The sequence below is a fragment of the Myxococcus sp. CA039A genome (assembly GCF_013336645.1).
Classification (GTDB): domain Bacteria; phylum Myxococcota; class Myxococcia; order Myxococcales; family Myxococcaceae; genus Myxococcus; species Myxococcus llanfairpwllgwyngyllgogerychwyrndrobwllllantysiliogogogochensis.
On record NZ_JABUMQ010000135.1, the window covers coordinates 1 to 21,163 of the forward strand.

General features: G+C 70.3%; 18 protein-coding genes. 4 read left to right on the forward strand and 14 right to left on the reverse strand.

Features of this window, described 5'->3' with window-relative positions:
* Window positions 1-821, forward strand: an 821-nt coding sequence (locus tag HR086_RS22625) for a hypothetical protein (protein ID WP_217441906.1), incomplete at its 5' end; no start/stop codon positions are given.
* 29 nt (window positions 822-850) lie between these two features.
* On the opposite strand, the gene HR086_RS22630 is transcribed toward HR086_RS22625, so the two are convergent.
* On the reverse strand, window positions 851-1,324 hold the full coding sequence (locus HR086_RS22630; RefSeq protein ID WP_373564344.1) for a hypothetical protein: 474 nt from the start codon (window positions 1,322-1,324) through the stop codon (window positions 851-853).
* A 422-nt stretch (window positions 1,325-1,746) separates the two neighbouring features.
* Here HR086_RS22630 and HR086_RS22635 point away from each other — a divergent pair, with 422 nt between their 5' ends.
* Window positions 1,747-4,395, forward strand: coding sequence for a winged helix-turn-helix domain-containing protein (locus HR086_RS22635; protein ID WP_174466624.1), 2,649 nt, complete (start codon window positions 1,747-1,749; stop codon window positions 4,393-4,395).
* On the opposite strand, the gene HR086_RS22640 is transcribed toward HR086_RS22635, so the two are convergent.
* From HR086_RS22640 to HR086_RS22675, 8 genes are all read right to left on the reverse strand, one after another.
* Window positions 4,392-5,975, reverse strand: coding sequence for a PAS domain-containing sensor histidine kinase (locus HR086_RS22640; RefSeq protein ID WP_254626429.1), 1,584 nt, complete (start codon window positions 5,973-5,975; stop codon window positions 4,392-4,394). The two genes, HR086_RS22635 and HR086_RS22640, sit on opposite strands and share 4 nt — an antisense overlap.
* Before the next feature lie 119 nt (window positions 5,976-6,094).
* Entirely contained in the window at window positions 6,095-7,357 is a 1,263-nt protein-coding gene (locus HR086_RS22645; protein WP_174466626.1) for a hypothetical protein, read from the reverse strand.
* 179 nt (window positions 7,358-7,536) lie between these two features.
* Window positions 7,537-8,112, reverse strand: coding sequence for a YqgE/AlgH family protein (locus HR086_RS22650; RefSeq protein ID WP_174463157.1), 576 nt, complete (start codon window positions 8,110-8,112; stop codon window positions 7,537-7,539).
* A gap of 55 nt (window positions 8,113-8,167) precedes the next feature.
* The gene (locus tag HR086_RS22655; protein WP_174466627.1) at window positions 8,168-8,563 is read right to left on the reverse strand and encodes a hypothetical protein; all 396 of its coding nucleotides are present in this window, start codon (window positions 8,561-8,563) and stop codon (window positions 8,168-8,170) included.
* A 187-nt stretch (window positions 8,564-8,750) separates the two neighbouring features.
* Window positions 8,751-9,350 carry an NTP transferase domain-containing protein gene (locus HR086_RS22660; RefSeq protein ID WP_373564345.1) on the reverse strand — a complete coding sequence of 200 codons (600 nt, stop codon included), beginning with the start codon at window positions 9,348-9,350 and terminating at the stop codon, window positions 8,751-8,753.
* Window positions 9,347-10,459, reverse strand: coding sequence for an XdhC/CoxI family protein (locus HR086_RS22665; RefSeq protein WP_174466628.1), 1,113 nt, complete (start codon window positions 10,457-10,459; stop codon window positions 9,347-9,349). Before HR086_RS22665 ends, HR086_RS22660 begins: the two co-directional genes overlap by 4 nt.
* A 33-nt stretch (window positions 10,460-10,492) precedes the next feature.
* Window positions 10,493-11,911, reverse strand: coding sequence for a hypothetical protein (locus HR086_RS22670; protein WP_174466629.1), 1,419 nt, complete (start codon window positions 11,909-11,911; stop codon window positions 10,493-10,495).
* Between the two features lie 186 nt (window positions 11,912-12,097).
* A complete protein-coding gene (locus HR086_RS22675; protein ID WP_174466630.1) occupies window positions 12,098-13,693 on the reverse strand; it encodes a right-handed parallel beta-helix repeat-containing protein in 1,596 nt (531 codons plus the stop codon).
* Window positions 13,694-13,831: 138 nt separating this feature from the next.
* Between HR086_RS22675 and HR086_RS22680 the strand changes: the two genes are divergently transcribed.
* Window positions 13,832-14,236, forward strand: coding sequence for a hypothetical protein (locus HR086_RS22680; RefSeq protein ID WP_141645991.1), 405 nt, complete (start codon window positions 13,832-13,834; stop codon window positions 14,234-14,236).
* Between the two features lie 14 nt (window positions 14,237-14,250).
* Here HR086_RS22680 and HR086_RS22685 read toward each other — a convergent pair whose 3' ends face one another.
* The 3 genes from HR086_RS22685 to HR086_RS22695 form a co-directional block, all read right to left on the reverse strand.
* Window positions 14,251-15,429: a winged helix DNA-binding domain-containing protein gene (locus HR086_RS22685; protein WP_174466631.1), complete on the reverse strand. Its 1,179-nt coding sequence runs from the start codon at window positions 15,427-15,429 to the stop codon at window positions 14,251-14,253.
* A 29-nt stretch (window positions 15,430-15,458) separates the two neighbouring features.
* Complete coding sequence (locus HR086_RS22690; RefSeq protein ID WP_141645993.1) at window positions 15,459-15,767, reverse strand: hypothetical protein; 309 nt, start codon at window positions 15,765-15,767, stop codon at window positions 15,459-15,461.
* A 125-nt stretch (window positions 15,768-15,892) separates the two neighbouring features.
* Window positions 15,893-16,870 carry an NADPH:quinone oxidoreductase family protein gene (locus tag HR086_RS22695; protein WP_174466632.1) on the reverse strand — a complete coding sequence of 326 codons (978 nt, stop codon included), beginning with the start codon at window positions 16,868-16,870 and terminating at the stop codon, window positions 15,893-15,895.
* A gap of 579 nt (window positions 16,871-17,449) precedes the next feature.
* Here HR086_RS22695 and HR086_RS22700 point away from each other — a divergent pair.
* A complete protein-coding gene (locus HR086_RS22700; RefSeq protein WP_174466633.1) occupies window positions 17,450-19,666 on the forward strand; it encodes a M4 family metallopeptidase in 2,217 nt (738 codons plus the stop codon).
* A gap of 100 nt (window positions 19,667-19,766) precedes the next feature.
* On the opposite strand, the gene HR086_RS22705 is transcribed toward HR086_RS22700, so the two are convergent.
* Together HR086_RS22705 and HR086_RS22710 are read right to left on the reverse strand one after the other, a co-directional pair.
* On the reverse strand, window positions 19,767-20,600 hold the full coding sequence (locus HR086_RS22705) for a metallophosphoesterase (RefSeq protein ID WP_141645996.1): 834 nt from the start codon (window positions 20,598-20,600) through the stop codon (window positions 19,767-19,769).
* Window positions 20,601-20,664: 64 nt separating this feature from the next.
* Window positions 20,665-21,060, reverse strand: coding sequence for a response regulator (locus HR086_RS22710; protein WP_246137506.1), 396 nt, complete (start codon window positions 21,058-21,060; stop codon window positions 20,665-20,667).
* Window positions 21,061-21,163 lie beyond the last annotated feature (103 nt).

Genomic DNA, 21,163 nt, shown 5'->3' on the forward strand with positions numbered 1-21,163 from the left:
CGGCGGAGCTCGCCATGCTCGCGAGCGGGACTTCATGGCTCCTGCCGACGCGGGATGCTCGCACCGTCCGCGTCCTCGTCGGCCCCACGGGGATGTTGTCGGTGCTCAAGGACTTCGCGCGCGGCGTGGGGGGCGCCGCCGCGGGTCCGGGCATCGCGGGGGACGACCTCTGCTTCACGGGGTGGCAGGTGGACTTCGACGTCACCCTGGACGAGGGGCTGGCGGCGTACCACCAGCTGCTCTCCTCTGGATCGCTCTCCGACGAGGTGTGCGAGGCGCGCGGCGTCTCCACGGCGACGGTGCGAGTCGCGGTGGGGGAGGCCCGCTTCGTGGGCTCGGAGTCGTGGCTCGGTCGCGAGGCCAGTGTCTTCACCACCGACGAGCGCACCGGGCGCGAGGACTTCCAGTACACGGCGCTCCTAGGGAATCTCATCCTGCGCAGCCGGGGCGAGGTGGGCGATGCGCACAGCCACGTCCACGAAGTCACGCTGACGGGGGTGGCCCACCAGCTCGTGCAGGCGCTGCGCCGGGTCCACCCGAGGACCGCGACGCATGACGACACGGCGGTGCTCGTCTTCACGGCGGACGAGGCCGAGCGGCTGCGTCAGGGCGCGCGGGACTGGATGCTGGCCGCCGAGGAGGGACACCCCGCCGGCGAGGATGGCACCCCGGAGTGGGTGCGCGGGCTGGCCAGCGCGGAGTCCGCGGAAGAGGCCATCACCCGGCTCTGCACCTCCGCGAGCGATGCGGCCCGCGTGGCGGAGCGTGTGCTGGAGCTGGGCGCGTTCCTGCTGGAGTCAGAGGCGGCGGCCCAGGTGTGAGGCGTGGCGCCAAAGAGGGCGCCCATGCATCAGGGATAGCGAGCGAAGACGGGCACCGCCATGGACACCGGCTCCGAAGAAGAGAGCTCCGGCTCCGTGGTGGTCAGCGGCTGGTAGGCATCCACGGGCGCCGCGCAACCGACGACGAACTCCGCGGCCTCGCGGAGTTTCTCCAGGGCGCGCTCCGTGCAGTGCAGGGTGACGAGGGGGAGGAAGCCCGGCTCACTCATCCACTTCACCGCTCCCAGCAGGTGATGCGCGCTCAGGAACCCCATCACCTGGTCTCGCAAGGCGCGGCTCTCCTCTCCCGCCGCGAGCAGGACTGCACGCCTGTCTCGCGGGGGCGGCGGGGGCTGTCGAGGCCCACGCTCTTCCCGGGGCATGATGATGGTTTCAATCCACATCGGAGCGCCCTCCGGACGGAAATCCCAATGGCGCGCTGACCAGGTGAGGCTGCTTGCTCCCTGGCCATTGGGACGCTGGGGAATGATGCGCGATTTCACTTCGAGTTGTTTCGCTTCGCGCGCCAATTCCTTCTCGGAGGGCGACAAATTGTGAAAAATCGGAGTGACCCTGAAACACACGATGTCTGGGGTTGGCCCACAGGGTGGGTGGATTCCGCGTAGTGGCGAACCCTCAGTCGTTGACGGCTGGACATAGGGATACGGCCGGAGGGTGTGTCAGGCTGGGGCACATGAGACCTGGCCGCGCGGTGACGCCCGAGACGCTGTCCCTGTCGCTTCTCACCCCGCGTGAGGGCGAGCGAGCGCCGCGCGGCGAGGGCGGTTCCTGAGTCGGTCCGAGGTCGATCATGCCCACCGGAACGCCCTCTCCCCGCAGTCGACGCAGGCGCACTGAAGGCACCGTCTCGCGCGCTGCCCGTGCGTCGCGAGAGGAGGCGTCGCGGGCCGGAACGCCGAGAGGGTTGGGGCCGCCCGCCGTCTTCGTGGGGCGCAAGCAGGAGCTCCAGCGGCTGGGCACGTTGCTGAAGCGCGTGCGCACGGGCGTCGTCTATGGGCTGCCAGGGGTGGGCAAGTCCGCGCTGGTGGCCGCCGTCGCGTCGCGCCACCGGGGGCCGGTGGTCCACCGCCGCATCGCTCCTGGAGACACGTTGGACGCCGTGGTCGACGACGCGCGCCGCCTCTTGCGCGAGGCGCCCGTGGCCCAGGCCTTGTCGGATGACTCGCGACTGGAGGATCTGGCGCGGGAGCTGGAAGCGCGCGGGGCCTTGTTCGTCCTGGACGACCTGCACGTGCTGCGGCCGGAGGAGCGGCTCGCGTTGGTGGAGGGGCTCGGCGGGCGGCTGCGCCAGGGCGCGTTGCTGGCCACCTCGCGCGAGGAGGTGCCGCGCCAGGCCACCAGTCCGGACCGCTTCGAGCTGCGGCTGGATGGGCTGCCGGAGGCCGCGGCGAAGCTGCTGTGGCGGCAGTTGGACACGCTGTATGGCGCGCGGGAGGGCTTCGCCGCGGCGTGGGCCCGCTCGCGGGGCGTGCCGTTCCTCCTCAGGCGCGCGCATGCGAATGACGCGGACGTGGAGGAGCCGGTGCGCGCCGCCCTCGCCGCGCTGCCTCCGGACGAGCGGCATGTGGCCGCCGTGCTGGCCCTGTCGGAGCTGCCACTGCCCGCCTCGGCCCTGCGCGACGTGCTGCCAAAAGAGGCGGCGGGCGAGGCGCTGCGGCGGCTCTCCGCCCGGCTCCTCGTCGAGACGGACGCGCGGGGCCGCCACGGCGTCCACGACCTGGTGCGCGAGGCCTTCCAGACGTTGCTCGACGCCGACGAGGCACGCGCCGCGCACGAAGCGCTCCTGGGGTTGCTCGCGCGCGAGCCCCTGCCGGAAGTGGTGCGGGTGCGCGCGATGTGCCGCCATCTCCAGGCACTGGGGCGCCATGAGCAGCGCCGTTCCTTCGTCGTCGAGCAGGCGGAGGCCCTCGTGCGGCAGGGCGCCGCGGGGGAGCTTTTGGCACTGCTGGGCTCGCTGCCGCCCGCGCTGTGCACACCGGACGTGGGGCTTGCGCGCGCCCGTGCCCAGGTGCGGCTGCTGGACTTGCGCCGCGCGTACGCGGAGCTCGCGGCGCTGCTGGCCTCACTGGGAGACGCGGAGGATGCGCGGGGCGCGGGGCTGCGCGAGCAGGTGGGCACGGTGCTGGTCCGGGTGGCCCTCTTCTCGCTGGAGCTGCCCGCGTGTGAGCGGACGCTCGGGTCCATGCCCATGCCGCGCGACGCGGAGGTCTTCCTCCAGCAACTGCTCGCCTGGGCCGCGCTGCGCTTCTTCCAGGGCCGGTTGGATGAGTCCCTGGAGATGCTGGACGCCGCGTGCGCCGCATCCGACGACAAGCGCGTGCTCGGCTGGTGCGCCTATGCCCGCGCGCTGATGTGCTGGATTGAAGGCCGGGACGAGGGGCTCGAGGAGCCCCTGAGCCAGTGTCTGTCCTTGCTGGAGGGCGCGCCGCTCGACTCGCGCGGGCCGCTGGTGGCCGCGATGTCCGCGGGCATCCTCAGTCGGCTGGGGCGCTTCACGCAGGCGCAGGCCGCGCTGGATGGCGTGCGGGAGCGGCTGGGACAGCTGGGCGCGCCGAGGCTCGCGCTGGAGCTGGACTGCATCGCCGCGCTGGTGCTCGGAGAGCGGGGCGAGCGGCGCGCCGCGCTGGCCGGTCTGCGAGAGGTGGCCGTGCGCGCGGAGCAGGGCGGCTATCTCTTCGTCCACCACCTCTCCCGCGTTGGCGCGGGCCGCATGCTGTTGGAGCTGGGGCGGCGCGCGGAGGGGCTGGCGCTGCTGGACGAGGCGGCGGCGGATGCACGCGCGCGCGGCGCCGAGGGACTGGTTCGCGCCGCCGAGACGGCCCGCTCCTCGGACGTACTGCGGCAGGTGGAGCGCCCTGGCGCCGTGGAGCCTCGCGAGGTGCGTCCGGGCGTGGCGGCGCGACAGCGGGCGTTGGCGGCGCTGGCCGCGGCGACGGCGGGCGACAGCGTGCGCGCGGAGGGACTGCTGGCGTCGCTGGAGCCCCTCGCGCGAGGCGAGGACTTCGCGATGGAGCGCGCGTTGGCCCACCTGTCCCGGGCCATGCTGCACCGGCTCTCCGAGCGCGCGACGGAGGTCCGGGGCTCGATGGAGGCGGCGGCGCGCTCCGCGTCGGAAGGCGCGGCGGACCCGGAGCTGATTCCGGAGCTGGCGCGCACGCTCGCCTCGCTGCGGGTGGTGACGTCCGACGGCTCCCGGCTCGCCGTCGAGGCGCCCGTCGCCGCCTCGGACGCGGTGGTGCTGGACGCCAGGGACCATGCCCTGCGAGCCGGAGGCCACACCGTCTCGCTGGCCACGCGCGTGCTCCCTCGCCGCCTGCTGTACGCCCTGGCTCGCCAACCCGGGCGCACGCTGTCGAAGGAGGCGTGTGTGCGGGCCATGTGGGAGGCGGACTATGACCCCCGCCTGCACGACAACGCGCTGCGCGTCCACGTGCGCCACCTGCGGGAGGTGCTGGAGGGCACCGGCGCGCGCCTTCTGTTCGAGGACCCGGGCTATCGCCTGGAGGTGCCTCGGGGCTTCGCCTTCGTCCGCGACGAGCCCGGCGCGTCCTAGAGCGGCAGGTCCACCACGAACGTCGCGCCACCGCCGGGCGAGTCCTCCACGCGGATGTGGCCGCCGTGGGCCTCGACAATCTGCTGGACGATGTAGAGCCCCAGCCCCATGCCTCCGCGCCGCTGCGCGTTGTCGCCCTGGGTGAAGCGCTCGAAGATGCGCTCGCGGTCCTTCTCCGGGACGCCCTGCCCGTTGTCCCGCACCATCAAGCGGAGGGTGCCGCCGTAGCGCGCAAGCGAGAGGAACACGGGGTTGCCCGAGCCGTAGCGCAGGGCATTGGACAGCAGGTTGCTCACCACCTGCTCCATCCGCAGCCGGTCGAAGCGGCCCATCATCGGCCCCTCCACCGACGCATTGAGCTGCACTCCTGTCTGACGGGCCTCGTCTCCGAAGCGCGCAACGAGGTCGGAGACGACGGCCGCGAGGTCGCCCTCGGTGAAGTGGAAGTCCAGCTTGCCCGTCCGGATGCGGCTGACATCCAGCAGGTTGTCCACCAGCGCGCTCAGCCTGCGCAGTTGTCGCTCGGTGGCCTCCAGCTTCGCCTGCACCTTGACCGAGCCGAGCGTCTCCGTGGGCGCGCTTTCGCTCATGCGCCGCAGCAGCTGGGCCTGGAGCCGCAGGGACGTCAGCGGCGTGCGCAGCTCGTGGCTGGCCAGCGAGAGGAAGTCGTCGCGCGTGCGCACCGCTTCCTGCAGCGCGAACTCCGTCTCCTTCAGCGCGGTGATGTCCAGGATGGCGCCCCGGATGACCACCACCTTGCCTGTCGCGTCGCGCAGCACCCGGGCCCGGCTGGTGAGCCAGTGCCACGAGCCGTCCGGCCAGTACGTCCGGAAGGTGGAGATGTACGAATCCGTCTTGCCCGCGAAGATGTCATCCAGTTGCGACTGGACGCCCGGCCGGTCGTCCGGATGCAGCGATTCGATGAACCGCTCGTGGGTCCACTCCGTCAGCGGATGCGGATAGCCGTAGAGGCGGTCATGTCCCTCCGAGCGGAACACCTGCCCGGTGGCGAGGTTCGTCTCCCAGACGGCCATCTGCGCCGAGTCCAGCGCCACCTGGAAGCGCTCGCCGAGCTGACGGAAGCGCTCCTCGGTCCGCGCCACCTCGTTCTCCGCGCGCTGCCGGCGGGTGATGTCGGCCGCGAGCACCCACGTCTCCTCGCCGACGACCTGGACATTCACGTCCAGCCAGGTGCGCGAGGGCAGCTCCGCCAGGAAGCGTCCGCCTTCGCGGGTGGCGAGCGCGGCCATCAACCGCTCGTGCAGGGACGTGCCCGCGAGCGCGGGCTCCGCCACCCACGGCTCCTGTCCCCGGAGCTGGTCGGCGGGGAGGCCCAGGAGCGCGGCGGCGCGGCCGTTCACCTCTCGAATCCGCCCATGGGCGTCCAGGCAGAGGAACGCCTCGCTCATCATCTCCCGCAGCACACACAGGCGCGCGTCGGCGGAGAGGCCCGCCTCGTCAGCGGCGGCGGCGGGCAACACTCGCGGGTCGTGGGAGGTGTCTTTCGAGGAGCCGGACACGGGGGACGGCGCGGGGTTCATGTAGAACTGAACCGTCCCCTGGCGCTCCAAATGCGTCAAGTCGCCTCCTTTGTTCGGAGAATCGTGACGCGGGCCTGCGTCCGCACGCCGGGCCATCCACCGGAGCTTGCTTCGACCCCTCTTCCGGCTGACTCCGCGAGGCGGACGGGGCATGCGGCTCAGGACCCGCCTGAAAGCGCGGTCGGGTCCTCGATGGGTGTCGGCATGACCCACAGCCCCGTGGGCTGGAGGTACGCCTGGTCGAAGGCGTAGAGGATGCCCGTCCACCGGTCCATGAAGACGGCCCAGTTGTACTCCGTGGGCGGAGACGTCAGGGGATTCCCGTCGCGGTCCGGCTGGCTGTACGCGTAGTCGGCGTAGTTCCAGACCACCGTGCCGAACTCCGTGCGCAACAGCGGGGTGAGAATCTGGAGCAGCGCGACGCGCGACACCTCGTCCGGTCGCGGCACCGCGGGCGAGAAGACGGGCTGCGCCATGTCATGTTGCTCGCGCCAGGCGATGTAGTTGTTGCCCATGGCCACCAGCGCGTCGCGCTCGGCGGGTGTCGGCGCCACGCGGGCCTTCTCGTAGAGCGCGAAGGCGGCCACCAGCAGGCTCTTGTAGTGCATCCCCGGGAAGACCTGCTCGAACAGGTAGGGACGCGGGACGTCGTATGCGTGCGCCAGCGCGTAGGCATACGCCTGCGAGGCCTGCGCGGGCACCGAGTCCACCAGCGTGAACTCCGTCAGCACGCGCTCCGGCGTCACCGCGCCCGCGCCCCGGCGCCAGTCCAGGTACAGCTCTCCCGAGCCGCCGATGTCCGTGAAGATGGCGAGGTTGCCCTCGTGGAGCGTGCGCTCCAGCGTCATGACGATGCTCTCCGCCTTGTCGAGCGGCCAGAAGCCCGGAGCGCTCCAGTAGAGCGCGGCGAAGCGCGCGGCCGTGGCGGCCAGCGTGCGCACGTCCAGCAACGCCGCGCCGTTGAGCGACGTGATGAGCGCGGCGAGCGAGGAGGCCGCGTCGATGGGAAGTCCGCGCAGCACCAGCTCCAGCCCCAACTGCTCGGGCGAGACGCGCAGCTGGGCGTTGAGTCCCACGCGCTGGAGCGCATGGAGCACCGACAGCGAGGGCTGCCCACGCGCGGCGGCGATGATGCGCTTCGCGATGGCCGTGCCCAACATGCCCTCGCCTCCGGTCTGCGAGGCGTGGGGCGCGAAGGTGAACCAGTTGGGCCGCACGGCACTGGCGCCGCCGGGTTCGAGCGTCGGGTCCAACACCGCGCCCAGCTCATAGGCGATGGCGATGTAGCCCAGGGTGATGCGGCGATTGTCCTCCAGCGGCGTCGCCGCCGGCTGGGCCAGGGCGGACGTGGAGGTCAGCGCGGTGGCCAGCGCCAGGACTGAGAAGAGGTGGAACGGGGCAGGGGAGCGGAGCTGTCGCATGGGAAACCGTCTCGGAGTGGCGGGGCCCTGGGGAGGTAGTCACGGGCCAGGACCTTCCCAAGCCATACCGGCGTCGCCGCATTGCAGCAGTGTCCGGAGGTCGACGAATCCAGGCCGTGCGATTCCCATGCGTCCCATGAGCGGGGCTGCACGAAGGAAGGCGGGAGTGCGTCACGCCCTCACAGGTGCCGAGCGGCGTGCTCCACCCACAGCGAGCCCGGCGCGGTGAACACATCCGTCGCGCGGCCCTCCATCACCCACCAGCCTCCCCGGGCGAGCTCCTCCTCGAGCTGTCCGGGGGCCCAGGCGGCCAGGCCCTCGAAGGTGAGCGAGGAGCCGACGGGCAGGTGAGGCTCCCGGCTCCCTTCGTACCAGGAGAGGCCGCCTGGCAGGGGATGCGCTCCCTCGGGTGGCGGGCTTCGCAGCGTGAGGGTGATGCGGTGCTCCGCGCGGACCGGCCCGCCCCAGCGGTCCACGCCCACGGGCAGCGGCTGGTCCTCCTGGGTGCGCACGCGATTGAGCACCAGCCCCCAGGTGCTCCGCGCCTCGCCCGCGTCCAGCAGCAACACCACCGTCTCGTCGAAGGCGCCAGACACGCGGCCGGGTCTGGCGACGAGGAGCGAGCCCGACTTGAGCTCCACGGGCTCATGCTCCAGCGCCTTGAGCGCGTCGATGAGGCGGGGAAAGAACAGGAGCATCGACAGTGCGAGGAGGAACAGCATCCATCCCAGGGGGCGCCGGGCCAGGTGCCTCACGTCGCCACGCCTGGGCGACGGGGGCCACATGTCCGCGCTGTCGAGGTGCTCACGCTCACGGCTTGCGAGGCGGCGGGGTGGGCTGCTGGAGCTCCGCCAGATGCTCCGCCTTGAAGCGGGCCAGGGCCTCGTCCGGGTCGATCTCCTCGATCCGCTCGGCCTTCGCGCGCGAGGACGCCGTGAGCTGCTCGAAGTCGGGGAGGTCGGACAGGTCGCGCTGCTTCTTGCCGCCGTGCAGCCAGCGCAGCGTCAGCACGAAGATGACGTAGATGCCGAGGGCGATGAGGCCGTACTTGAGGAACCACTCGGCCAGCCCGATGACGATGCCGATGGAGGCAATGGCGAGCAGGATGCCGATGGAGAACAGGAAGATGAACTCTCCCGACAACCACTTGAAGGCGAGCACGCCCAGGCCGACCTTGATGAGTGTCTGCTGGTCCTTCTTCTCCATGAAGTATTCCCCCCTGGGCGGTGGCCGCGGGCGTGAGCCATGAGGTGCCCTCCGCGTGCCACCCTGCGGACAGCATAAGTTGAACAGCGGGCGACTGTAAGGGCGGACGGACGCGAGGTCACACGCGGACGGCTCTGGGTGGGCACCAACTCCGGGCTGGGCCCGCTGGACTCCTGGCTCGAACCGGTTACTTCAGACGGGCCAGGTCCAAGGGAGTGTCCACGTCCTCGGAGCCGCCCGGGAGCAGGACGGTGGCGACACGCGAGGGCTCACGGGCAATCACCTTGCGCGCGCCTTGCTCGGGGGAGCGCGACTCCAGCTCCGCGAACACCGAGCGGGCGAACAGGGCGGGCACGCCGCGAGTCCCGTCGTACTCGGAGGCCACGACGGGGGCACCGGTGCTTCGCCAGGCGGCCACGAGCGCCGCCAGATGCGCGGCATCGACGCGAAGCTGGTCGCACAGCATGACGAGCACGGCCTCCACGGCAGGCGCGTCGGTTGTCGCGAGCATCGCCGCGAGTCCCGCCGTCAGCGAGCCACCCGGGCCGAGTGCCCAGTCGGAATGCGCCACGGTGCGCACGGGCAGCCCGGTGAGTTCCGATGCAATGGCTTCTTTGTGAGCGCCCAGGACGACGACGACGGGCCCGCCCAGGCAGAGGGCCGCTTCGGCGGCGCGACGAACCAGCGTCTGGCCTTGATGGACGACGAGCTGCTTGGGGTGCCCGAGGCGAGAAGAACCTCCCGCCGCCAGCAACACCACGCCCACCGTTGCGCGCTCGGCGGTCACGCGAGCTTCCGCACGGGAGGCGTCGCCGGCGTGTGGATGGGCGCCTGTCGCTCGCGCAGCTTCCCGCCCTCTCGGTCAGCGATGACGGCCTGAAGCTCGGCGACGATGGACAGGGCAATCTCCTCCGCGCCCTCCGCGCCCAGGTCCAGCCCCACGGGCGCGTGCAGCTTCTCCATCATGGCCGCGCTGGGAGCCGGAGAGAGCGCCGCGAGCAGCCTGTCCGTGCGAGAGCGAGGCCCCAGCACGCCCAGGTAGCGCAAGGCCCGAGGCAGCAGGCCCGCCAGCAGCTCCTGGTCCTGGGGCAGGCTGTGCGTCATCAACACCGCCAGCGTCCGTGAAGACAGGGGCACCGTCGCGGCGGCCTCGCGCGCCTTCGCGGACACCACCGCGTGCGCGAGGGGAAAGCGGCGCCGCAAGGTCTCCGTGGGGCGATCCGCGACCACGGTCACCTGCCATCCCAACCCCGCCGCCTGCACCACGACGGGCGCCACATCGAAGCCGCTGCCAAAGAGCACCAGCGCATGCGGAGGCTCCACCACCTCCACCAGCACGTCCGCGCCGCCACACGGGCCGCTCCAGGTGCGCCCCACCTCCAGCGCCTCCCGAGCCGCCTCGCGAACGGCCTCCCCCAGGGGGCCCGCGATGTGACCGGCCTCCAGTCCGTCATCGCGCAACATCAGCCGCGCACCGACGGCGTGCGTGGGCCCCTGGTACACGGTGGCGACGACGGCTCGCCGTCCCAGGTTTCGTGCCTCGGCCGCGAAGGCGAGCGCATCCACGGGGCCCGGCTCGCAGCGCTCCAGCAAGACATCCACGACGCCATTGCAGCCGAGCGCGAAGGACAGGCCCCCTTCGTCCTCGGCGCCTTCTCCCGTGGAGTCGTAGCGCAGCACGCGCGGGCCGGTGCTCGTCCAGAAGAACGCCTTGCGGACGATGTCGGCCTCCAGGCAGCCGCCGCTCACTCCACCCGCGAGCCAGCCGTCCTCGCCCATCAACATCCGGGCGCCGGGCTTGCGGTATGACGAGCCGGACACGGCGACCACCGTGGCCAGTACCCAGGGGCCCCGCGAGTGCGCGCGGGCGCGGAGGATGGCGTCCAGGTCCTTCATGTTCCGCCGCGCAGCCTAGCAGAGGCGCGGGCGTCAACCGACTCCGGAGCCTTCGTGTGTCTTCACTGGCACGGTGTGTGTCGTGAACCGGGCGACGACCCGCGCGGCGAGTCTTGAGCCTTCCACGCAGAGGAACACGAGGAGCACCGGCTCGATGAAGTACTTGAACCGCATGTTCTCGCCCTTCTCGAACAGGATGCTCACCGTGGCGACGTACAGCACGGGCAGCAGGAGTCCGGCCACGCGGAGCCAGGCCGCTCGGCCCTCGAGTCGCCTCGCGGCCATCCCCCCCGTGAGGAGCAGCAGCAGCCAGAGCACGGGTGAGGAGAAGAAGAAGTCGAGGGGCTCACGCCACGGCAGCCGGTCCACCAGGACATTGGGCTGGTAGCGACTGGAGGGCTCGCCATACAGCGAAGCGTTCTCCGCGAAGGAGGCCAGCGTCGTGGAGAGGGGTTGTTCGAGCAGCGCCCGGCGGCACACGTACTTCAGGCCCACCGAGTAGCGCAGGGCATCCAGGTGGTTGTAGTTGTAGTAACCCCCCAGCTTCTCGTCCTGGCGCAGCACGGCGGCGCTCGAAGGGGAGGGCAGCCCCGTGGGCAGCACGTTCGAGGGCAGGCGCATCGCGCCGAGGTCCGGCTCGCCCAGGCCAATGGCTCGACAGAAGTTGAGTCCGTCGAAGGTGGACGTCATGGACGTGCCGAAGAGCGCGAGCTGCTTGGCGACGTAGGGCCCCGCGAACAGCGCCACCAGCGCGACGTAGCGGCCCACGCGCCGGAGGGGAACGTTCCTCAGCGCGAGGCACAGGGCCACGAGCAGGAAGAAGGGCCACTGGAAGATGGAGCGCAGGAAGAAGAGGACCAGTGACGCGGTGGCGAGCCGGGCGATGGAGCCTCCTTCTCGCTGAAGTCGCCACAGCTCGAAGCAGAACCACAGGAAGGCGAGGGCGCTCGCGGCCGTGCTGTCCAGCAAGGTGGCGAAGGCGAGGGCGCCAGGATGCAGCGCCGTCACCACCGCGCCGACGATGGCGGCGGCCCTCCCCGCCACTCGATGCACCCAGGCGAAGACGAGCGTCACGGTCGCCGCGAACACCAGTGCCCAGGCGACGTAGGTCCACCGGTCCACGGCGTCCACCAGGGCGGCGCTGTCGAGCGAGCCGTGAAGCCCTCCGAGCACCGCGCGCAACACGTCCAGCAGGGGAGGCTGGATGTGCAGATACCAGAGGGAGCGCACCGACTCGTCGCGCAGCTCCCGGAGCGACAGCGTCTGCATCATCCGCTCGGAGTTCCACGCCTGGAAGCGCAGCCCGTCCGTCGTGAACCGGCGGAACAGCGCCTCCAGGACGAGCAGGAACAGGAAGGACACGGAGAAGACGACGCCCTGCTCGCGTCGGCTGGCGACACGGCGGACGGGCTTCACGGGAGGGGCCGAGGGGACGGCAGAGGAGTCAACCACCGCCGAGGAGTCTCGCAGCCTCTCCGGCATCTCGTACAGGGGGCCTCACTCGCCTGGCTCCAAGGCCCCTGGAGTCGCGAGAAGGGGCGTGCTCGAGTTCGGCGCCGGAGTCGCGCAGCCCCCGGGCACACAGGCGTGCCGTGCCCGTGAAGAGCGCGGCACGTGGCCTCATGTGGAGGTCGGGGCCTACTCCCGCACCCACTTCCGGCGAAGCGCGAGGGCCGCCAGGGTCAGCAGCCCGAGAGGACCCGCGAAGCCACTGCCCGTTGCTCCGCAACCCCCGTCATCGTTGGACTTCCCGGGTGAATCCGTTCCCGAGTCAGGCGCCCCAGCATCCGGAGTCCCCGGCCCCGCGTCAGGTGTCCCGGAGTCCGGAGTGCCTGGGCCCGCATCCGGCGTCCCGGTCACCGGTCCCGAAGAATCCCCGTAGGCACCGATGTGTCCCGGGCTCGTCACGGTGCGTGCCTCCGCCGCGACGTGCTTCACATACTGCCAGTCCACTGTGAGGGACGCGGCCTCGGAGGGAGGCGCCACCGCGGCCCCGCGCAGCGGCGAGCCCGAGGCGAGGTGGAAATCCTGGCCATCCAGGTTGACGAAGCCGGGCGTGGTGCCAGTGAGGTTACCGCCGGTGTCCACGACGGAGCCCGTGAGCGTGCCGAAGGTGGAGACGTAACCCGGCTTGTACCAGTTACCGCCATGTCGCAGCGTGCCAGCCTCGTCCGTGAGCGACAGCGTGTTGCCTCCCACCGCGGCCACCAGGACGACATTGCTCGTGACGTGCGCTGTCTGGGCATTCGTCGACAGCCGCAGCAGCGTGGTGCGGTCCGTGCGTGAGGAGACGATGGTGTTGTGGAAGAGGTAGAGCTGGGAGCGGTAGTCCGCCGTCGTCCCGTTGTCTCCGCCGAAGTGGATGATTTGCCGGTTACCGGCGCCCGCGGGCTCCAGCAGCACGTTGCCGTAGACGAACGTCCGCGCATAGGACGGCGCCGCGCGAACGGCCACGCTGTCGGACTCCACCAGGTCGAGTTGCCGGTTACCGCCCTCAATCCAGTTGTACCGGATGACGGTGCCGGCGGACCGGTCCTTCAGGTTGTTTCCCAGACACCCCGAGCACAGGGGCCCGAAGCGGTTGAACTGGTAGGTGATGCCGAGCGCCTCGGTATATGCATTGTGCTCGTAGATGCTGTCGACGTTGCCATTGCCGAGGATGTGATTGCGCTCGACGAGCAGGTCCGACGTCTCGTTGGCGACGAACAGGCCATTGCCGCTGTCCTCCAGGACGCAGCCGCGAATCGTGAGGTGCTCGCCCTTCTCGATGAAGATGGTGGCCGCGTTGTCGCTGTAGGTCGAGGCCCCGCTGCGACCGGTGAACGCACCTCGTGCGCGGCGCAGGTGCAGGTCCTCCACCACGAGATAGGCGGGCATCGTGTCAGCGGGCGTGTTGGAGCCGCCAATCTTCAGGATGCCGCGCTGCTCGCTCCAGAAGTTGAGCTGCGAGCGCGTCGTCGCGTTCTCCCCGACGATGACCGGCAGGTTGCCCGCCGCGTCGCGCACCCCGCGCACGGTGATGGGCGCGGAGGCCGTGCCTCGCACTCCCAGCACCCACTTCTCCGCATAGGGCGTCGGGCGGGCATGGATGAACACCGTGTCACCGGGCTGGAGCGACTCCCAGGGCACGGCGCCAATGCTGGCGAGAGGCTGGCCCGGGCCCACGCGGTACTCGGCGGCCTGGGCGACGAGCGACTGAAGCAGGACGAAGAAGACCCAGCGGAAGCGGTGCATTTCACGGAGTGTGACGCGGCTCCGGTGGGGCGGTCCACCGGGGGTCGTGGCGGGGCGGGCGACGCGGGGCCGACTCGTGGGAAAGGAGGACAGGGGGACTGGATGATTCCTCCGGCCCGGAGTGTAGTTCTCCCCCGCATGCCCCTTCTGCGTCAGGTCATCGTCCTCCAGTCCCTCCGCGAGCTCGGTCGCCTGGCCCCGGACCTCGCTCGCAATCGGGCGGAGCGCTCACTGGAGGCCAGCCTCCAGAGTCTGCGAGAGGCCAGCCTCACGACGCTCGGCATGGAGCTGGATACGCTGACGCTGTTCGATGCGCGCTCCGTCGTGCGGTTGTTCGCGCACGCGGAGCAGGCGCGCATCCTCGCCCACTTGATGGACGAGCGGGCCCGCACCCTCGCGGAGCATGGCGACTTCGTGGGGGCGCTGTCGGACACCGTCTACGCGGGGCAGCTCCTCGCGTGCTCCCGTCAGCGCTTCGGCGTCCTGCGGGACGCGGGCGCGGCGGATGCCCTGGAGCGCGAGCTGCCCAAGCCGCCGACCTGAGCGGCCTTGAGGGCTCAGGACGCGGCGCGGGCGCGGGGCCTGCGAGCGACCTCCGCGCCACAGGCGACCGCGTGACGCGCGAGGGCTTCGTCCAGCGCCGCGTCGTCCAGCTTCACGCCCTTCTCGCGCCAGAGATTGTCCACCTGGAGCACGCCCTCGCGCACGCGGGCTTCCAGTCGCCCCACGAGCTGTCCCCGGTGCAGCAGCGGACACACGTACCAGCCCCACTGTCGCTGCGCGGCGGGCTTGTAGACCTCCCAGATGTAGTCGAAGCCGAACGCCACGCTCACCAGCCCCCGGTCCCAGAGCACCGGGTCCAGCGGCCCCAGGATTCGCATCCGAGCGTCGGGCTCCGGAAACTCGCGCTCCCGAAAGCCCAAAGGCGCCAGGTACCGTCGGGGCGAGCCCGGCACGGTGACTTCCTCCAGGAGCCCTTCGGCGACCAGCGTGTCGGGCAGCGCCGAGGTGCGCACGTCGGACAGCATGGACCAGTGCGGTCCGCTGGCGCGGCTCAAGAGGCCAGCGGCCTCCACGCGTTCGCTCAGGGCCCAGCGCTCGAACGTGTGTTTCACGCGGGCGTCGGCCATCCGGGGCAGGGCGCGTCCAGGCACGTCGTACACCTTGCCGCCGGGGCCGCGTCCGCACACCACCACCTGGCAGCGCGTCCAGAGCACCTCCAGCGCCATGGCGGTGGCGCGCGCGGTGCCCTTCCATCCGCTCCAGTCGATGGGCACCACCGCGCCGTGGTCCTTCAATTCGCGAGAGGAGGACGGGCCTCGCTGCGTCACCTCGTCCAGCACGGCGTGCAACACCGGCTCGGGGATGCGCTTGAGCCGCTCCTCCAGCCGCCACCAGGGGGCCTGGGCCGCGCGCTCGCGGTAGTACGGGAAGGCGCTCGCGGGCAGCAGGCAGCGCTCCTTGGCGAAGTGCTCGAAGGCGTGGCCCGGCAGCAGGTGGCGGTACACGTCGCCGCGAGCGATGCCCTCCACGCGCGCCAGCGCCACCAGGTCCGCGTTGGTGCCGATGACATCCAGCGGGTCCAACTGGATGCAGCGCAGCGACTTGAGGAGCGCGCGAACTCCGCGCGCCCCGGGAGGAAACAGGGGGCGCGCGAGTCCCAGGTGTCCGACGAGGTAACGCCGCGCCTCGTCGGGCTGCAGCACGGTGGGAACGGGAAGCGAAGTCGAGGGCACGGCGCGGACGTTAGTCGCTGCCCCCTGGCTCAGTCGCGCTCTGGAGGTGCGGCTTCTTCCTCTTCCTCGACGGCGCGGCCCGAGGGCTCGGGCTCCAGGCGGGCTTGCCGCTGACTGGCCTCCCAGGACTCCTCCGCGTCATGGGCGTGGACGACGGAGGCCTCCGCGTCATCCTGCGCGCTCGCCCAGGTGGTGTGCCCTCCGGCGTAGCCCTCCAGGGGCCGAGCGCCTCGTCGCGCCTCCACCTCCAGGTCCTTCTGCTCCTGCTCGCGCAGCCGCTGTCGCTCCTGCTCGCGTTCGCGCTGGTGCTGCCGGTCGATGATGGGGTCGTCCGCCATGGCGCTGACACCTCCTGTCAGCAACCTGCGGACGACGCCCGAAGACGACAGCGAGGCGGTGCACGGGGCCGAAGGGACGCATGCTCGGTGGGCGAGCGGTATTCCCCCGCTCGCCCCCGCGTCGCTCAGCCCGGCCGCATGCGCAGGACGACCTTGCCCGTCGCGCGCCGACTCTCCAGTTCGCGCAGGGCCTGCGCTCCTTGTTCCAGCGGGAAGACGCTGCCCACCACCGGCTCGAGGATGCCCTGGTCCGCCATCGCCTCCAGGTCCTTGGCGATGGTCGCCGTCACTGACGGCTCATGGAGGAGGAAGCCGCCCCAGGCCACGCCCACGACGTCGATGTTGCGCAAGAGCAGCCGGTTCACCGCCACCTCGGGAATGCGGCCTCCCGCGAAGCCCACCACCAGCAGCCGTCCCTCCGGCGCCAGCGCCTTGAGGCTCTTGTCGAAGATGTCGCCGCCCACCGGGTCCACCACCACGTTGGCGCCCAGGCCGCCCGTCTTCTCCTTCACCTGCGAGAGCCAGTCCCCGCTCGACAGCAGCACCTCGTGCGCCCCGGCCTTGCGCGCCACCTCCGCCTTGCGCTCGTCACTCACCACCGCGAGCACCCGCGCCCCCGCGCCGCGCGCCACCTGCACGGACGCTGTTCCCACACCGCCCGCGGCGCCATGCACCAGCACCGTCTCGCCGGCCTTCAAGCGCCCGCGCCGGTGCAGCGCGAAGTGCGCCGTGTGGTAGTTCATCACCACGCCCGCCGCCGCCTCGAAGCTCCACCGCGCGGGGATGCGGAACACCATGTCCGGCGAAATCGCCGCCACCTCCGCGAAGCCTCCCAGCCCGAAGCTGAACGCCATCACCCGGTCGCCCGGCTTCACCGTCGCGCTCGCGGGCGCGGAGCGCACCACGCCCGCCACCTCCACGCCCGGCACGAAGGGCACTGGCGGCTTCAACTGGTACTGCCCCCGTGTCAGCAGCAGGTCCGGAAAGCTCACCCCCGCGGCCACCACGTCGATGAGCACCGCATCCGCCGCGTCGGGCTCCGGCACCTCCACCAGCGTGAGGCCCTCGGGTCCTTCCAGTCGCTGCAACTGAAGTGCGCGCATGTCCCTTCCTCCCAGCGCGGGAGCCTCGCGCACCCCAGCGCATCCGCAAAGGGACACACGGTGGCTGCCCCGTGGAACTCCCCGTCAGGCGCGGCGCGGGGCGCGCGTCTCCCGAGAGGATTTCCGGCGTCCGGCCGGTACAGCCCTACACGCCCTGGGTGCTTGAAGTCGCTGGTTCGAATCCAGCTCTCCCGACTGTCTTCCGGGAGATAGCTCAGTGGTAGAGCGCGAGCCTGAAAACGCATGGCCGCACCACTCGGACGCCGGAATCCCTCCCACCCTCAATTCCTGTCGAAATTGCCGCCGAAATTGCCCGGGGCCTCGCGCGCGGACCTTGGCTGACTGTCTTCGGTCACGCTTTTTTCTGGAAATTCTGAGGGGGCTAGGGTTACCCACTACGTCGCATGAATCCGTGAAAGCAGTGGGTAGGGCACCCATAAGTCATTGAAATGCATGGGTATTTTTCCCAAAACTCGTAATTTAAGAATAGGCTACTTAGTGAAATTATCGCGCAACCTTGAAATACGTAACCATCCCGTGGCACTGTGCTTCCTAATCTTTCCGCTTAGGAGGATTACAATGGTGAATCAGCGAGTGCGCGGTGCACTTGGTGTTGCGGCGCTGTCCTTCCTTGTTGGTTGCAATGAGTCCACCCCTGCTCCCGAGGCCAAGCCCCAGGAAACCGCAAGCAAGACCGCGGCCCTGGAGTCCGGGACGAAGATTCTCGCGAAGGATGCTTCAGACGTCCCGACGTTCATCACGGGCAAGCTGAGCCCCATCGCGATTGCGCCCGCGGGCGCGGCGTCCATGCGTGAGGCCGAGCTGGCCCCCGCGGTAGCCGCCGTGGCTCCCCTGTTCCACCTGAACACGGGCGACCTGTTCCTGAAGAAGGCCTACACGGACCTCCAGGGTGACAGCCACTTCCGCTATGGCATCCGGGTCAACAACATCCCCGTGCTGGGCGGCGAGCTGCGCATCCACGCCCGCAATGGCGAGGTCTACGCGGCGAACACCAACACCCGCAGCGACCTGAAGGCCGAGACCAAGGCCGGCGTCGATGTGTCGGTGGCGAAGGCGTCCCTCCAGGCCGACCGTGAGACGCACGAGGGTCTGGTCATCCAGGAGGAGAGCGAGCTCGTCTACTGGCGCGACTCCGACCAGCTCATCCTCGCGTACAAGCTCACCCAGACGGGTGAGAAGCGCGACGGCACGCCGGTTCGCGACGACGTGCTCGTGAACGCGAAGAACGGCGATGTGATGGCCCGCCTGCCGCGCATCCACACGGCGCTCAACCGCCGCCTGCACAACGGCAACAACACCACCACCCTGCCGGGTGCGCTGGCTCGTTCCGAGGGGCAGCCCGAGCACGCCGACGAGGTCGTCAACACCAACTACGACCACCTGGGCACGGTCTACGACTGCTACCAGGAGCTGTACGGCCGTGACTCCATCGACAACACCGGTGGCGTCCTCATCAGCACCGTGCACCACCGCGTCGCCTACGTGAACGCCTTCTGGGACGGTACCCAGATGGTGTACGGCGATGGCGACGGCGTGAACGCCAGCAACCTGGCGAACTCGCTGGACGTGACGGCGCACGAGCTGACCCACGCCGTGACGGAGCACGAGTCCAACCTCACCTACTCCGGTGAGTCCGGCGGCCTGAACGAGTCCATGTCGGACATCTTCGGCGCGGTGTGCGAGTGGTTCGGCGACGGCAAGGTCGTCAGCAACCGTACGTGGCTGGTGGGCGACGACATCTGGACCCCGTCCATCCCGAACGACGCCCTGCGCTACATGGCGAACCCCACGCAGGACGGTGACTCGCTCGACTACTACCCGGACTACTCCTCCGGCGTGGACGTGCACTACAGCTCCGGTATCCCCAACCTGGCGTTCTACCTGCTCTCGCAGGGTGGCACGCACCCGCGCGCCAAGACGACGACGGTGGTTGCGGGCATCGGCATCGAGAAGGCCGGGCAGATCTTCTACCGCGCCAACCGGGACATCCTCCTGGCCGGCTCCAACTTCGATGCGGCCAAGCTCGCCACCGAGCAGGCCGCGGCGCAGCTGGGCTACACCGCCGCTGAAATCGAGTCGGTGAGCAACGCCTGGAAGGCGACGGGCGTCGGCGTGCCCATCATCGTCGTCTCGGACCCCATCGAGAAGGACGTCCCCATCTCGAACATCTCCGGTGGCCGCGGCGAGAAGAAGTACTGGGATGTCACGGTGCCGGAAGGCGCGTATGACCTGACGTTCACCATCTCCGGTGGCACGGGCGACGCGGACATGTACGTCCGGTACGGCAATGCTCCCACGACGAGCCTGTACGACTGCCGTCCGTACCGCTCGGGCAACGCGGAGAGCTGCCCGTTCCCCACGCCGAACCACGGCAAGTGGTACGTGATGCTCAACGGCTTCAGCCCCTACACGGGCGTGACGCTGACCGTCACCTGGAAGGGTGGCTACGTGCCCGTGCAGAGCGGCGTGGCCGTGAAGAACCTCTCTGGCGCGGCGGGTTCGTCGCGGGTGTTCACCATCCAGGTTCCGGAGCGCAAGCCCGGCACCGGCACCAACAGCCTGTACATCCAGACGGGCGAGGGTGAGGGCAACCCGGACATCTACGTGAAGCTCGCGTCGGCGCCGTCGAAGTTCGACTACGACTGCCGCAGCGTCAAGGAGCACCAGTCCGAGGTGTGCAACCTCATCAACGTGCCGGCCGGCAAGTACTACATCGAGGTCTTCGGCGCCAAGGGTGGCTACGACGGCATCGCGTTCATCGCGTCGCACAAGTAAGCACCTGACGTAACCGGCGCGGCCTTCGGGTCGCGCCGGACCAGGCCCCGGTCGTCCGTTTCCTCACGGACGTCCGGGGCTTTGTCATGTGCGGGGTTCGTCAGAGCGGGCGGACGGCGGGGCCCGGCAGGATTTCGCGCAGGCACCGCTCGATTCCGCCCCGGTGCTTCCATTGCTGGGGGTAGCCGAGCGACACCTCCTCGAAGCGCACTCCATCCCGCCACTGCGTCAGCGGGATGTGGAGGTGGCCGGTGACGACGACTTCCGCCCGGTAGCGCGCGTGCCAGTCCTCGGTGCGCTTGGTGCCGCACCAGATGGAGAAGCGGGGGATGCGCGGCAGGCGCACGTGCTCGTGGCGCAGCGGGTAGTGATTGACGAGCACGGTGGTGCAGCCCGCGGGCAGGGCGTCGAGCCGCGCCTGGGTCGCCTCGACGCGCGCGGCGCACCACGCGGAGCGGGTGGGATAGGGCTCGGGATGCAGCAGCACCTCGTCGGTGCACAGCAGGTCATCCTCCCAGGCCCACTCCAGCGCCTTGTCCTCCGGCACGTGGTCCGGGCGGAACGAGTAGTCGTAGCCCAGGAACATGGGGACGATGACGCGGTGCGGGCCCTCGCCGGGCCAGCGCGGGTAGGGGTCCTCGGGGGTGAGCGCGCCGTGGCTGCGGCACAGCGCCACCAGTCGCTGGTAGCGCGCGTCGCCTTTCAGCGGGGGTTGCTCGGAGGGCAGGGTCCACAGTTCGTGGTTGCCCGGCACCCAGATGACCTGTCGGAAGCGCGCCGTCAGGGTGCGCAGCATGAAGTCCATCTCGGACAGGGTTTCGCCCACGTCGCCGGCGACGATGAGCCAGTCGTCCGGGAAGAAGGGGAGGGTCTGCAGGGCCAGCCGGTTGTCGGCGTGGCGCAGATGCAAGTCGCTGATGGCGTAGAGCTTCATGGCGGAGCGGGGGCCACCTTAACGCGGGTGGCGGGAGCGCGCCGCACCGTGAGGTGTCCGTGCCTCAGGCCGAGCACGTCCAGGGGCGCGCGCCCAGGGCCCGCAGCAGCGCATGCACCTCCGAGGGCGGCGCGGCGCGGTCCATCCAGGTGATGCCCCGGAGACACGGCCTGGCCGGAGGGCGCACCGCATGGAGCGCGCAGGCCGTGCACGGGTGGCGCGCGCGCACCTGCTCCAGCAGGCCCAGCCCATCCCCATCCGGCAGCAGGTCTCCGCTCACCACCACGCGCGGCGGTTCCTCCTGTACGAGCGCGAGCGCTTCCGTCATGTCGCGCGCGAAGCGCTTGTCACCTGGCAGGTCCCTCGCGAGTCGCCGCAGCGCCGCGAGCGCGAGCGGGTCTTCGTCCACGAACAAGAAGGTGAGTACGGGCTTCGCGGTCATCGGTTTCGACGCCGTCACGGTGAGGGGAACGCCTCAGGTCAGGTTCCCATAAGACTACCTGGGAAGTTCTTGGATGCCAACCTCTCAAGTCATATCGACATGGGCGGACCCGGTAGGTTAA

Coding starts and splice junctions, on each gene's coding strand:
- HR086_RS22645 (WP_174466626.1), bottom strand. CDS start 7,357: ATGCGACAGCTCCGCTCCCCTGCCCCGTTCCACCTCTTCTCAGTCCTG.
- HR086_RS22655 (WP_174466627.1), bottom strand. CDS start 8,563: ATGGAGAAGAAGGACCAGCAGACACTCATCAAGGTCGGCCTGGGCGTG.
- HR086_RS22665 (WP_174466628.1), bottom strand. CDS start 10,459: ATGAAGGACCTGGACGCCATCCTCCGCGCCCGCGCGCACTCGCGGGGC.
- HR086_RS22675 (WP_174466630.1), bottom strand. CDS start 13,693: ATGCACCGCTTCCGCTGGGTCTTCTTCGTCCTGCTTCAGTCGCTCGTC.
- HR086_RS22680 (WP_141645991.1), top strand. CDS start 13,832: ATGCCCCTTCTGCGTCAGGTCATCGTCCTCCAGTCCCTCCGCGAGCTC.
- HR086_RS22690 (WP_141645993.1), bottom strand. CDS start 15,767: ATGGCGGACGACCCCATCATCGACCGGCAGCACCAGCGCGAACGCGAG.
- HR086_RS22695 (WP_174466632.1), bottom strand. CDS start 16,870: ATGCGCGCACTTCAGTTGCAGCGACTGGAAGGACCCGAGGGCCTCACG.
- HR086_RS22700 (WP_174466633.1), top strand. CDS start 17,450: ATGGTGAATCAGCGAGTGCGCGGTGCACTTGGTGTTGCGGCGCTGTCC.
- HR086_RS22705 (WP_141645996.1), bottom strand. CDS start 20,600: ATGAAGCTCTACGCCATCAGCGACTTGCATCTGCGCCACGCCGACAAC.